The following is a 13,758-nucleotide window of genomic DNA, read 5'->3' as shown; positions in this document are numbered from 1 at the left end:
TTAATGACTTTATGAATTAATAAGCTCCCGAAATACGGGAGCTTTTGGCTATAAAGTAGTGTGTGGATTATTGTTTCGCTAGCTCGTTTCGAACTAGCTCCGCACCTTCACTCAATGCTTTAAGCTTTGCAGTAGCGACTTCACGGGCTAGCGGCGCCATGCCACAGTTGGTGCAAGGGTAGAGCTTATCGGCATCAACGAACTCTAGTGCTTTACGCAGAGTATTGGCGACTTCTTCTGGCGTTTCAATCGAGTCGGTCGCCACATCAATAGCGCCAACCATTATTTTTTTGCCACGGACAAGTTCAAGTAGCTCAATTGGCACACGAGAGTTGTGGCATTCAAGTGAGATAATATCGATATTGGACTTCTGAAGTTTAGGGAACACTTCTTCGTACTGGCGCCACTCTGTCCCTAAGGTCTTCTTCCAGTCGGTATTGGCTTTGATCCCATAGCCGTAGCAGATGTGAACGGCGGTTTCACACTTGAGCCCTTCAATTGCTCTTTCTAAGCATTTAATTCCCCAATCATTCACATCGTCAAAAAACACATTAAACGCAGGTTCATCAAATTGGATGATATCAACGCCAGCGGCTTCCAGTTCTTTCGCTTCTTGATTGAGGATCTTGGCGAACTCCCAAGCAAGCTTCTCACGACTTTTATAATGGTCATCATAAAGCGTATCAATCATTGTCATTGGTCCCGGCAGCGCCCATTTGATTGGCTTATCTGTTTGCTGGCGTAGGAACTTGGCATCTTCAACGAAAACCGGTTTTTGGCGACTCACTGGGCCAACTACGGTTGGAACGCTCGCATCGTAACGGTCACGAATTTTAACCGTCTTACGGTTTTCAAAATCAACACCACTCAAGTGCTCAATGAAGGTGGTCACAAAATGTTGGCGGGTTTGTTCGCCGTCGCTGACAATATCAACGCCCGCTTGGTGCTGTTCATGTAAAGAGACGCGTAGGGCATCCTGCTTACCATCAGTCAGCTCATTGCCTTCCAATTTCCACGGAGACCAAAGTGTTTCGGGTTGTGCCAGCCAAGACGGCTTAGGTAAGCTGCCCGCTGTTGAAGTAGGTAATAATGTCTTCATAATACTGTTTAAGCTCGCGTTAAGTGACTAGGCGTAATTGGCAGACCATTGCTCAAGAACCGTTTGATAAGGTTTGATGAAGTGCTCTTCAGCAAACTTACCTTGCTCAATAGCTAACCTACTGCGCTCTTCGCGGTCATAGACAATTTGAGTCAACGAATGATCGGCATTCTTCAGGTTAGGCTGGTAACGTTGTCCTGCGACTGCATTCGCATTGTAAATCTCTGGTCGATAGATCTTTTGGAAGGTTTCCATCGTGCTGATTGTGCTAATGAGTTCAAGGTTCGAATAGTCGTTCAACAGATCGCCAAAGAAGTAAAACGCTAACGGAGCCACGCTGTTTGGTGGCATGAAGTAGCGAACTTGTAAGCCCATCTTCTTAAAATATTGCTCAGTTAAAGAGGATTCATTCGGTTGGTATTCATAACCTAAAATCGGGTGTTGGTTTTCAGTACGTTGATAAGTCTTATTATCTGAAACGCTCAGGCAGATAACGGGCAATTTCTTAAAGTGCTGCTTATAAACATTTGAGTTGATGAAGTGCTGGAAAAGTTTGCCATGCAGTTCGCCAAAATTATCTGGAATGCTAAATGTAGATTGACCTTTATTGTGATCGAGCAGCAATACACTGAAATCATAATCTCGAACATATGAAGAGAAGTTATTTCCTACTATGCCTTCTATACGCTCATTTGTTTTATGATCGATAATATTGGTTTTTAAAACTTCAATTGATGGGAATGCTTGACCTTCGTTTTCAATATTCATATCCACAGAAACGATTTCTAGCTCAACTGAGTAGCGATCACCTGTTGGGTTGTCCCAAGTTGCTAAGGCATTGAAATTATTGTCGATCATCTTCAGAGCGTTACGTAAGTTCTCTTGACGGCTTTCGCCTCGTGCCAAGTTGGCAAAGTTGGTCGTAATACGAGTGCTGTTTGATGGGTGGTAGTTTTCGTCGAGGCTAATGCTCTTAATTTTAAATGTGAAATCGTTGTTCATGGTGATCTGGTATCCTATATCCTTAGGTGAAAGCTGAACTTATTCCTTACTATTTGTAAGCTTTCTGCTGTTATTTTTATTTTTCCCAGTCACTAGCCATTACAGTTATTCTCATAAAGCTCGATATCGGAATCTTATCAACTGTAATTATCTCTAGAGCTAAGAGCAGTGGATCTTTTATAACGTTAATCACTTAACGAATAACAATGGTTTTCTTTCACAATCAACATGAGAAATATTCATGTTTCATTATTTTCTGACGAGTTATATTAATGGGCTTAAAGGGAATATGAAGATATCGATAGGGGAATTCTCCTAAGTTGATAAAGAAGAGGTGAATGGAGTGAGTGAGTTACTGTTGTTGGTTGTCTACTGTGCGTTATTGGGTAGTGGTGTTGGCTTTTTGGCGGGTTTGCTGGGTATCGGTGGGGGACTTGTCATTGTTCCGGTACTGAGCGTCATTTTGATGTATTTCGAAGTACTACCTAGCGATCAGGTAGTGATCGCAGCGGTAGCGACCTCTTTGGCATCCATCCTATTTACGTCGACTTCTTCTGCTATTGCCCATCATAAAAATGGCAATGTGCCTTGGGATCTCGCACCTTGGATCATGACAGGTGTGGCGCTTGGTGCATTGGTTAGTGGATTTATGGCAGCACTTCTACCAGAACAGGTCGTGCGTTTAGTCTTCGCTGTTAGTGTTGTTCTTATTGCTTTGAAGATGTTCTACAGCAGCAAAAACGACACACCGACTGAGCGTAAGATGCCAAACCGAGGGGTGTTAACGGTACTGACGACCATCACTGGTGGGCTCTCTGCGATGATAGGGATTGGTGGCGGTGCTCTGCTTGTGCCTTTACTGACGTTTTTCTCTATAGACATGAAAAAAGCCATTGGTTGCGCATCTGCTTGTGGCATCGTTATCGCACTGTTTGGCTCCATCGGTTATATCAGCTCGGGCAGCGCACATTTTTCTCTATCAGAGGGTTTTGCAGGTTTTGTTTATTTGCCAGCTCTGTTTGGTATTGTCAGTACATCGTGGTTTACCGCGCCACTTGGGGCGAAAGCGACGCATACGTTACCTGTATCAACCATCAAGAAGATTTTTGCAATGCTGTTACTGGCTATGGCAGGGAACATGGCTTTTAGCTAATACAACTTTGACTAAAGGAATGGAGTGAGAATGAACGTATCTCCTGACACGTCCTGTCAGTAGCTAGGGATATTATCGTTCGCTCAATTAGACGGAGTTATTGAAGCATGAGAATGAATTACTTTGTTGTTGGAACGAACAACATGCAAGCCGCGACGAAATTTTACGATTCTCTTTTTGAACAATCTAAATTGGAGAAAGTCGTCCCAAGCGACAGAATGACTTACTGGCTTGGGGATGATTTTGCCTTTGCAGCGGCGCTGCCATTCAATGAAGAACCAGCAACAAATGGCAATGGCACAATGGTTGGCTTTTGTGTTGGCTCGGCCAATGAAGTGATCAGGATGTACGAAAGAGCAATCGAGCTAGGCGGGGCATGTGAGGGTAAGCCCAATCAGCGTGGGCCGCGGTTTTCTGCTTATGTTAGAGATCTCGACAGAAACAAAATCTGTTTTTCTGATTAAGGTTAGAATCAAAGTGTCTTATATAGGCGCGATTCTTTGTAGCTCGTAGATAGAAGCGCAAACAAAAACCATCAAGCATAAAGCCTGATGGTTTTAATTCGTTTAAAAGTTACTTAAGTGGTAATGGATATAGTCTTATCTGAACGTTATAGGCATCGTTGTTAAGATCAAATAGGACATTAACGAAGTCTTCAATGTTGAAGATCCACTCTTCTTCATAAGTGCGGCAGTGTAAGGTATCGGGCACATCACCATCCGCTAAGCACATACCCAAGTCATCGAGGGTTGTATCATCGGCGATTTCACAATCATAAACAGTACCGTTAACTTCGATATCTCCAACTCCGTCGTACTCATCAACGATGGTGCAGCAGAAGTCTTTATCAGTACAAACATTGGTATTACCATCTAAACAAGACTCATCGTCTTCCCAGTAGCACACTTCACCGCTGAAGCTAAACAGGCCAGTTAAGTTGGTCGCCGTTTTGGCTCCTTTGCCTTTTTCAGTCGATTCCCAACGTTCAAGAGTACAGCCACCATCGTCACATGTACCCGGTATTAACGCGCCCTCATTATCAATCACGCCAATTAGCCAGACGTCATCTGAGGTATTATCACCATCACCTATGATTGGTATTGAACGGCCAGTAACGCTGAAATCTGGGCCACCATCGTCAGTCGGTTTACCCAAAACGCGAGCGTACACGGCATAACCATCTCTATTAGCAGGAATACGAACTATGGCAGGGTCATTGCCAGTGTAGCCGGTACAGGCATCTGTCACTTGTAATGTCGTATCGTCTAAATCAGCATCGCTACCAGCTTTTTTAGCTGGTCCTTTGCTGCCAGATTCCATCAGAACCTGACTACTGTCACTTCCTCTAGGCATGTTGATAACGTTACCGTAGGCACAGCGATATTCAAACCCATCTTGCGTTGGACATTCGCCAGGCAGATATTTGTCACCGATAGCGTAAAATGGTTCGGTTAGGTCAACCGGATCGGTATCGGTTATCTCGACGACCTCGACGTAAGTTTCACACACGTGAGTGTCTTTCTTACCATGGAGAATAAGGTTGAAATGCTCACCGCTAGGAAAGCCGTTCCCTATATAGGTTCCATCGCTTCGTATGGGCTTACCTGCCTCAGCCGCCACTGAAAATAGTAATAATGTGGTCACAAACCACAGACTCTTTGTAAACGTCATACCCAACTCCATATATTCTCCACTCATACCTATTGAGTATATGGTCAATAAGACTTTTGTATTAGAACGTATTTGCCACGGGAAGCACTTGTTAGACTAAATAATCACAAAGGGATGGCATGGCACACTGTATGCTTATTGAACGCCGTACTAAACCGTGACATTCTACTGTGTGACGACTTGTAATGGCTTATGGGCAACAAACTCGATAGGGCTAAGGGAAAACGAATCTTGATGAAACAACTGGACCTCAATTTACTGCGTATTCTTCTGGTGTTGTTAGAAACCAAGAACACGCGTATTGCTGGCGACCGCCTAGCACTTAGCCAGCCAGCAGTGAGTAAAGCGTTGGGAAGACTGCGTGATTATTTTGATGACGAGTTGTTTACCCGGATTCACTCTGGTTTAAAGCCAACACCACGGGCGCTTGAGCTGGGTGAGAAACTTCCGATGATAATGGAAAGCTTGGATGAGGTCATTCTGGATTCTCCAAGCTTTGACCCCTCTGATTACCAAGGCGATATTACCATTGCAATCAACGGTTTTATTTCTAATTGGCTCGGTGCGCGCTTGTGTCTGGCTGTTATTGAAGAGGCACCAAATGCACAAGTAAACATTGTGAATTGGGGCTCTCAAACGCTCAAAAAGTTAATTGACGGTGAGATTCAAGCCGCCATCAATTATTCGCCAATTGAAACCAATAAGCAGTTTACCCACCAAGTCATTGGTGAAGATGATTTTGTTGGTTTAGTTAAAACTAACCATTCATTGGCAGGAAAGACGTTGTCTCAATCTGAAATCAATCAAGCAGAATACGCCAGTTTGGTAGTGCCGGGATGGAACGATGCCCAGCCCTTTATTGCCAAGCATCTTTCAAGTGAAACGCTTAAGGTAAAAGCACGAAGTTCCTATCTGCATACCTTGCTCGATGTGGTTAAGCAAAGCGATATTATTTTGCCTTGCTCTAAGCAGCTTGCTCGTTATCTTAGTGGTGAGTTCGACTATGTCACGTTCCCAAACCACGCACCGGATGAGCTAAAGAACATAGTGTTAGTGGAATCGCACAATAAGCGCATGCATCCGATGCACCAGTGGCTCAAGCGAAAAATCATCACCACTTCTCAAGCCATCATCGAAGAAAAGAATAAGCCTCTCGGTTGAGAGGCTTATTCTTTGAGGCATAGCCTAAATAGACTCAGCCAGTTATGCGTTATTTTGTTGTCACGTTCGGAAAGTTATGCATTTCTTCGATGACTTTTGCTTTGTTATTCGGGCGGTAAGCTCGCGTTACAAATTTCCATTCAGCGTCATTAACCTCAATGACATTGTTAGCACCACCACATGTCTCGCCTTGTGGCGCGAATTGAATGGCATAAGAACCATCTTTATTTGGTACGGCGGAGATTGAATTCACACTGTTATTGTTGGTCATCAACCAGCCTTCGCCAGAGTATGCGGTAATAGACCAGTAACCGCCTTTGTCATAGCTTAGCGATGGTTTGTCAAAGGTAACGCTGGCACATTCGACTTTACCTGAGCCTGCTCGTGAAGAGTAAACCGCGAAGTCTGCCGGTAAACCCGCCCAGCCGGATGCAGTGCCAATCATAAAGTCTTCATTGTTTGAAGTTGCAGTTATGCCTGTAGTGAAGGCTTCTTCCGTTTTAATCGTGTTAACTTGCTTTTCCCATTTCGCACGTACTGCGTCGCGAGAGGCGCTGTCCCAATCTTGTGCTGGCTTAAATGGCTTCGCGGATTTTGCATCAATCACTGCTGCATCTTGTAAGCGATGTGCCTCTTCCATTCCTGCCGTCGTAGCGGTACGCATTAGGATATAAATGTAATCTGAACCTGCAATTTTCGAATCTATGTAGATCTCGTCACCACCGTAAATTGCCATGTGGTTATCGTGATTGTTGTTGAAGAAATGCATGATTTGGTAAGAATCACCTTTCGCTAAACGGAAAGTGGCGCCTTTCGATACATCTACCACGGCTGTCGAGTAGAGCAAGTCGGTATTTGAGCGAATGATCATCTGATTATCAACGGTGACGCTGTCTCGGTTGTGGTCAAACACATTGATTGGTTGGCGATCTAGTTGTTGAGTGAAGTACAGGTCGGTTTCTGCACGGGCGAAATTTTTGTCGGTCACTTTAACGGCTGCCAGAGTTTGCATAGAGGTGATGGCAATAAGAGTCGCTAAGATGGTCTTTTTCATGTCGCTTACCTTGAGGTCGTCATTAAGAGATGACCTCACTTTATCGATATGAGTGTGATGGCAGAAATGAATTGATGTAATTCAGGTAATAACCAAACGGAATTGCCAAGTCATTTTTGAGCATGGGCTAAAAAAACGGAAAGCAGTGCTTTCCGTTTTCGAATACCAATGATTACAGCTTAACTTGTTGAAGAACTGGCTTCCATCTCGCGTGAGTCGCTTGATCTTCAGGTGTTATACCGACGTTTTGGCCAGACACTATATTGAGAACATAGCGATCGTTCGAGCCATCAACGTAGCGGCTGATTAGCTTATCGCCTTCCCAGAACCATTTCTGCGCCAGATTAGAGCTACATGATTCTACGGTTAAAGTCTTAGAAGCTGAGACTGTGAGGCAGCGATCCGGATCAACACGACTGCGGTATCGCTCTTGTTTGTCTAGCCCCCAAGTTTGATTCCAATTGCCATGACAAGAGTAACCATTCACTTGCCCACCTTCTGCTGACTTATCGCCATCGGTGCCGTATACATCAAGGCATAGATCATTGTTGCTCAATGACTGTAAGGTCACGTGTGCTTCCGCTTCGAACAGCGGGTGGCTCCAATCAATAGTGAATGACGTATTGATAGAGCGAGCGATCCATGATGAACCCGCCGGGCCGTATACCGAGAACAATGCAGATGGAATCACATCGCCATAGCGTGCCTTTGCAGTGAACTGGGCACCGATTTCAAACTTAGTCGTGCCATCTTGATTCACAGGCGCTTCGTATATCACATCATAATTTGGTTTGAAGTTGGCGTAAGAGATCGGATTAAACTTAGATTTATCAAATACCCAGCCGCTACCCCAGTGTGCGGCAGTAAAGTAACAGCCTAGCTCCTGACGTCTTAGCTCTGAACATTTGTCAAACTCACGCTCAAATGAGACCTGAAAATCGCTCAGCGAAGAACGATTGTTTACCCGGTAGTCTTTGGTATCGAATACCAGTGTTTTTTCATTCTTATAGCTGAATGAGGCGCCCACTTCGCCACCGACTTTAGGGCCATCTTTACCCACTTCTGCACCTAATGAGCCATTGATGCCGATTGAATAACCATGCGTATCGCGGTGCTGGTAGTTTTTGTTTTCATTATGAGGAAAATCGCTGACTTTTTTCGGTACATAGCCCGAGATAGGCTTCACCCACAAATCATAACTGCTGGCAAACGGGCCGATGTATGTACGACGGTTTGCCCAGCTCTGGAACCAACTATGATCCTGCTGCAGGTCATCTACCAGATGGAAGCCTGTGCCAGGTTTATCGGCATCAATAGTAAAGCGAACGATCTTAGCGTCTGGTGTGAAGCCTTGTGAAGTTGATGATTGAACAGAACGCATTTGAGCAACGGTTACTCGCAGATCAACCGATGCACCAGCATTACACCAATCGCGTGTTTTATCGAACTCTTTACTCGTGTACAGGTTACAGGTCATCTTAGAGCTAGTGATGTAGTGTACGGTTTCGACAATAGGTACATAGTTGTCGGCAAATACATTGGTAGAAGCGGCGAGTAAAGAAAGTGTGTAAAAAGTAGAAGTTTTCATATTACTTACCTCCAAAACCAAGACGATCTAGAGCATGAACCAGCGAGTGGTTGAGACTTTCTAGTTCAGCCGAAGGGTTATTAATTGATTGACCATTTTCATCGCGAACGTCTGCCACAATAGAATTAATGATCTTGTCGCCCTGATAAAGGCCGGTGACAACAAGAGGGCTGTCGCTACCTAGCCCGGTTAACGATTGGCTCAGTTCGATTTTGGCGTCTTCCCCTGGAATTTGACGTAGGTCTATGATGACAATATCTCCCTGATAAATGTGTGATTTTGCCTTGCTGATGTCATCATCAGATGCCGTTCCTACGTTAATGTAGAGTGCATCATTGTTAGCCAAGCTACCGTCGTAAAACCGACTTGATTGCTGATAGTGATCAGTGATTGATTGAGATATCTCACTTTCACTTCCGAGTATTTGAATATCAGCAAATGAATGTGCAGCGAATAAAGAAGAGAGCAGGGTAACTGCGCCTAACACTTTAGTGTTTTTCTTATACATACCAGAATCCTAGTAAAGAGTTCCTACTAAATAACAAACCAATAATCAGTTATTAATCTCTGATGTTTGATTTTTGTCTCCTACGGGAACAAATACCTCTTGGAGTTGAGTAATACTCCAAATCAATCCCGTGTTTTATTTATTAACACGGTAAATAAGTTTCGGAAAAGGGAATTTTTATATTAGCTTTTGTGAATTTATATTTATTAAAGTGTGATGTTTATTCAGTATTAATTGCAGGGATGAGGGTAGGTAAATTCTTACAAATACTATGGTTTTTATTTCATGAAACGGATAAAAGAGCACTTTATCATTAGTCTGATAACAATTTTGATAGTTAGCATTTACTTGATTAAACCGATGAGACAAATGGCAGTATGTTGATAACTTTATGTTTTAGATAGTATTAATTTATATATCATCAATTCTGTATACTCTTTGTTCGATTTTGGTGGTGCGGTTATGGTACTTGTGAGGATATATTTACCGATCAAAATTCCTTAAAAGTTAATGTTAAAAATAACTTTAAAGTAATTACTCTAATTTATTTTTATCGGCAGTTTTATATTTAGGTGGAAAGAGAGATATAGATCAAAAATATTTCTTATAGGAAACGTTAAACAACGCCATGCCCTACATATCACGAGAGCCGAGGTTTGTCGGCCAGAATGATTGAAGAGTAGGTATGAGTGCTACTCAACGAATGGTTTATGCCAATGCTGATACAACGAAGGTTTTCAAAAGAGCGAATGATATTCGCTGGAGTCTGGTGCCGCCAGTAGAAGTTATGCCATAGGCTATGGAAGAACTTTCGCCTTACACAAATCTGCATCCTATTATTGGTATTCAAAAACGGTGAAACCCCGATGTTGGTAGTAAGCACAGTTGTAGGGTATTGATTTTTAATGTTTTCATTATTTTATAGAGCATTTCGTATCTTAAAGTGACGTCTTAAATGCGAAAATGGTCTAATTAGTAAAAGCTTATAAATCAATTGGTTGTAGATTCGCTACTACTGTATAAGTCCACCCTATAGCGACTGGCATCGGCCGCTTTACGTATCTCTTCTTCATCTGTTTTTGTGGCCAATTGCCGCTCAAAACAAATCTTACCGAAAATTTCATGCATAGTTTTTCTTAAGCAATTTTCATTATTTGAAATGTGAGGAGAAGAACATGGCAATCCGATACTTGAGACCGAGTCAGTACATTGAGGAGTTTTATCCTGGATCTGGTATGTGCAGCGCCACGATCATTAATTGGATAAAAATTGGGAAGCTGGGCGGTACTCGAACCCCAACGGGCCGATACCTTGTCTGTATAGATGAGGATATAGGCAACCCAGCAGATCGTATTTCAGAATTAGTCAGATTTCTGGAGTCGTGATGGTAGGTCGAGCAAGAAGTAAAGAAACGGCTCACTACCCAGCATTTCTTGTACGAATGAGCCACAGGGGAGAGCTTCGTTTTCGCTTTACAACAGTTGAAGGTGTTAAACGACTTTTCCCTAGTGGCACAACCGAGCAAGAGGCGATTCAAGCGGCGTATGTTTATAACATGCAGAACAGGCCGGAGCTGACGCAAGACTTCGATCTTAATGAGCCAACCCAATTTCAAAGAGCGATCTCCAAAGGGCGTAGAGATAAGTTTAACAAGCCATTAAAAGATTGGCTCCCTGTCGTGTTGGCTCGTGTCAAAGCGGAAGAGAAACTCTCAAAAGACGTCTTTAGAAACTTAGAACGTGACTGCGAAAGGTTGGAAGAGCACATGGGTAAGTGCTTAACAAAATCGCTGAAGTTACAGCATATCAATGAGCACATTGGTAAATACTATGCAGAGCTTAATAATCGACAGCTAAATGGAAAAATCAGCAATCTGAAAAAGATATTTTCCTATTTGGCTGATGAGAGTGCGATAGAGAGTAACTTTGTTCTTAACAAGAAACAGCGACGCTTATCGAAAGAGGATTACACCAAAGCACGTCACAACTTAGATTATGAAAGCTATCTTCAAATCTACGAAGCAGCGCCACTTTTCTTGAAAGTCGCGATGTCTTTAACCTTAGAGACAACTCATGCTGTGCGAGAAATCTACCGATTGCGCTATCGAATCAAGAAGCCCAGAGAAGGGGTATGCGGCATCCTTTGGAATCCAGAGGGTAGGGTGGATTACATTGACGGTCAACCTATCTACGGAACGCTTTATATCCACCGTCAGAAAGTTCAAAAGTCGGAGACTTCAGCGGTAGCGATTCCTGTCACTCAGGCGATAAAAGACATTGTCGATTTATCCAAAACCTCAAGGTTGCATTGTCCGTATGTGGTGCATAGAAAACCTCGCCAATTACAGCGAGGTATCTCTAAAGAAACCGACCATCTTTATCAGGTTCACCATCACAATATCAGTAAAGAGTTCAGCAGAGTAAGAGACTCTTTGGGCCTATACGATCACCTCAAAAAATCTCTTCGACCTACCTATCACGAGATTCGAGGTCTATCGGCCAGAATGATTGAAGAGCAGGGCATAAGCGCAACTGAGCGAATGGCCCATGCCAATGCGGATACAACGAAGATATACACGAGAGAATGATATTCGCTGGAATCAAGTACAACCAATAGAAGTGGGACATAAATCAGCTAGCAAATAGACTTAAACTGTACATGTATAGATTTAACCATTTGAATTACATCTCATTATTGCAGCTTACGCTTTTCCTTATGTACAACTAAGTGCATCATGTCTTGGTTGTTAATTTAAGAACTTACAATCATTAGTTAGCACTATAACAGACCTATTTATTTGACACGTCTTTAAGATTTAGTCTTAGAGAACCCTAATCAAGCATAAGGCTATAAATGGAAAAAGAAACATACTATGCACGAATCGAACGTTATGATGTCAGTGGAGATAGCTTAAGCGTTACTTTCGATGCAATAAATACATCTTATCATAAGGGACAAGCCTCTAATAAAAGATTCAATTTTCTAGAAGTTGTAAGTGCGCAAATATTACTTGAAATTAATCGTTCCGAGTTGCCATCACACATAAAAACTTTCAAGCAAGAATGTTGGTATGAAATTTTGGTCCATGTCAACTCAGAAGAAGATGACTATATCGATGCATTAAGATTTGATAGTTACCAAGAAAAAGAACCGATAGACATAAAAATTGCGGATATTCATGAATATAAAAAAAGACATAAGAAATCAAAAGAACTAACAAATATTTACCAGTTGAGAAATATTGAAGGCTATTCGAATTCTTTGGCCACAGAAAAAGATATATTAGATCTATTGTCTTTTTCCACCTTAGACCCCGGTATTGATTATTGGCTGCGTGTTATTAATGTAGGTCAAGGAAGTGCAAATTCGATATGTTTAATAGATAGAGAATGTGGTGTTGAACCCCATAATCCACAGGAAATCTTATACCTAGCGTTGGGAGGTGGAGTTGTTGCCAATTCTTCTACGTATCCTAATACTCTAACATTGTCACCCGCTGAAAGTGTTCCTGTTGTGTTATGTCATTGGGATATGGATCACTGGATTTCAGGTAAGGTTCAAGCTGCAGTCAGAGAGACACAATGGCTAGTACCAGAGCAAAAGAATTTAGGGATATCACACCTTAAGTTCGCTCAAGAACTAAGCAATCAATCAAGGTTAAATATATGGCCGAAAGGGCTAAAAAGCGTAAAAACGTCATTGATTGATGTTCATAAATTACCCACAAGTCAAAACAGAAACTACAGTGGTTTGGTTAGTATTGTAAAAAGCAGTAAAAATGGTGAAAAGAATGCAATATATACTGGAGATGCTCCATTTAGCCGATGTAAGGACTTTTTAAGAGACTACGATATTTCAGCTGTAATAACTCCTCATCACGGGGGAGACATGCCTCATAGAGCGATTCCTAAAGCACCGAATAAGCATGTTGTGGTAAGCTCTTTTGGTAATAATAATACCTTTAAACACCCATTTGAAGGAAGCAAAACGAGGCCGATCAGTACGAAACAACGATATTTAGATAAAGGGTGGAAAAACTGGCACACAACTTTATCAGGCGACCAGTATATTTATGCAGATAGCTTTTCTAAGTGCGCTCAATTTACACAGTTACTAAATGGTATTAAACCTCACTTAGTGTAAGAGAAATACTTCATATGTCGTAAGGCGTTTAGCAATCCAATTGCTAGTCCTGTCACTCCAAACATGGAGTGACAGGACGGACATCGCCCACCATTACTACCTTCCGAGTCGAATCTCAGAATTACCGGCGAATGACGCCGAAACAAAACTGACGCTGAGAGCGTCACCAAATTTGAATACTTAACGCTCATCGCACACAATGAAATGGAATTAAATACGCAGCCATTGCTGCATAGCCTACTTGTAAAAGAAACCAATTAATTACCAGCGCATTCTTATCTCACTAGCCCTAAGGGCTTCTGGGGATTAAGCAATTGCACATGGCTTACAGTCATTCAATTGTTCGGAATTTCTGACCGCACAGTAGTCTCACTTCATT

General features: G+C 42.4%; 10 protein-coding genes and 1 pseudogene. 5 read left to right on the top strand and 6 right to left on the bottom strand.

From position 1 onward, the window contains the following. Positions 1-67: 67 nt before the first annotated feature. Together ACHUFZ_RS01870 and ACHUFZ_RS01865 are read right to left on the bottom strand one after the other, a co-directional pair. Positions 68-1,099: a methionine synthase gene (locus ACHUFZ_RS01870; protein WP_394125626.1), complete on the bottom strand. Its 1,032-nt coding sequence runs from the start codon at positions 1,097-1,099 to the stop codon at positions 68-70. Between the two features lie 27 nt (positions 1,100-1,126). Further along, the gene (locus ACHUFZ_RS01865) at positions 1,127-2,101 is read right to left on the bottom strand and encodes a DUF1852 domain-containing protein (protein ID WP_394125625.1); all 975 of its coding nucleotides are present in this window, start codon (positions 2,099-2,101) and stop codon (positions 1,127-1,129) included. Positions 2,102-2,444: 343 nt separating this feature from the next. Here ACHUFZ_RS01865 and ACHUFZ_RS01860 point away from each other — a divergent pair, with 343 nt between their 5' ends. Next, entirely contained in the window at positions 2,445-3,254 is an 810-nt protein-coding gene (locus ACHUFZ_RS01860; protein ID WP_394125624.1) for a sulfite exporter TauE/SafE family protein, read from the top strand. Between the two features lie 107 nt (positions 3,255-3,361). Next, a complete protein-coding gene (locus ACHUFZ_RS01855) occupies positions 3,362-3,718 on the top strand; it encodes a VOC family protein (protein WP_394125623.1) in 357 nt (118 codons plus the stop codon). A 109-nt stretch (positions 3,719-3,827) separates the two neighbouring features. Here the strand turns inward: ACHUFZ_RS01855 and ACHUFZ_RS01850 are convergent, their stop codons facing one another. Further along, the gene (locus ACHUFZ_RS01850) at positions 3,828-4,925 is read right to left on the bottom strand and encodes a hypothetical protein (RefSeq protein WP_394125622.1); all 1,098 of its coding nucleotides are present in this window, start codon (positions 4,923-4,925) and stop codon (positions 3,828-3,830) included. A 234-nt stretch (positions 4,926-5,159) separates the two neighbouring features. Between ACHUFZ_RS01850 and ACHUFZ_RS01845 the strand changes: the two genes are divergently transcribed. Then, the gene (locus tag ACHUFZ_RS01845) at positions 5,160-6,086 is read left to right on the top strand and encodes a LysR family transcriptional regulator (protein WP_394125621.1); all 927 of its coding nucleotides are present in this window, start codon (positions 5,160-5,162) and stop codon (positions 6,084-6,086) included. Positions 6,087-6,135: 49 nt separating this feature from the next. On the opposite strand, the gene ACHUFZ_RS01840 is transcribed toward ACHUFZ_RS01845, so the two are convergent. The 3 genes from ACHUFZ_RS01840 to ACHUFZ_RS01830 all read right to left on the bottom strand — a co-directional run bounded on the left by ACHUFZ_RS01840 (position 6,136) and on the right by ACHUFZ_RS01830 (position 9,236). After that, a complete protein-coding gene (locus ACHUFZ_RS01840) occupies positions 6,136-7,140 on the bottom strand; it encodes a DUF1214 domain-containing protein (RefSeq protein WP_394125620.1) in 1,005 nt (334 codons plus the stop codon). A 172-nt stretch (positions 7,141-7,312) separates the two neighbouring features. Beyond that, complete coding sequence (locus ACHUFZ_RS01835) at positions 7,313-8,728, bottom strand: leukocidin family pore-forming toxin (protein WP_394125619.1); 1,416 nt, start codon at positions 8,726-8,728, stop codon at positions 7,313-7,315. 1 nt (position 8,729) lies between these two features. Beyond that, positions 8,730-9,236: a cytolysin secretion protein gene (locus ACHUFZ_RS01830; protein ID WP_394125618.1), complete on the bottom strand. Its 507-nt coding sequence runs from the start codon at positions 9,234-9,236 to the stop codon at positions 8,730-8,732. Positions 9,237-10,620: 1,384 nt separating this feature from the next. On the opposite strand from ACHUFZ_RS01830, the pseudogene ACHUFZ_RS01825 reads away from it, so the two are divergent. Together ACHUFZ_RS01825 and ACHUFZ_RS01820 are read left to right on the top strand one after the other, a co-directional pair. Next, a pseudogene (locus ACHUFZ_RS01825) lies at positions 10,621-11,881 on the top strand (site-specific integrase). Between the two features lie 208 nt (positions 11,882-12,089). Then, entirely contained in the window at positions 12,090-13,379 is a 1,290-nt protein-coding gene (locus ACHUFZ_RS01820) for a hypothetical protein (RefSeq protein WP_394125617.1), read from the top strand. Positions 13,380-13,758: the final 379 nt, after the last annotated feature.

This window comes from Vibrio hepatarius (assembly GCF_043642085.1).
GTDB lineage: Bacteria > Pseudomonadota > Gammaproteobacteria > Enterobacterales > Vibrionaceae > Vibrio > Vibrio hepatarius_C.
This window is presented reverse-complemented; position numbering and strand designations above follow the sequence as displayed.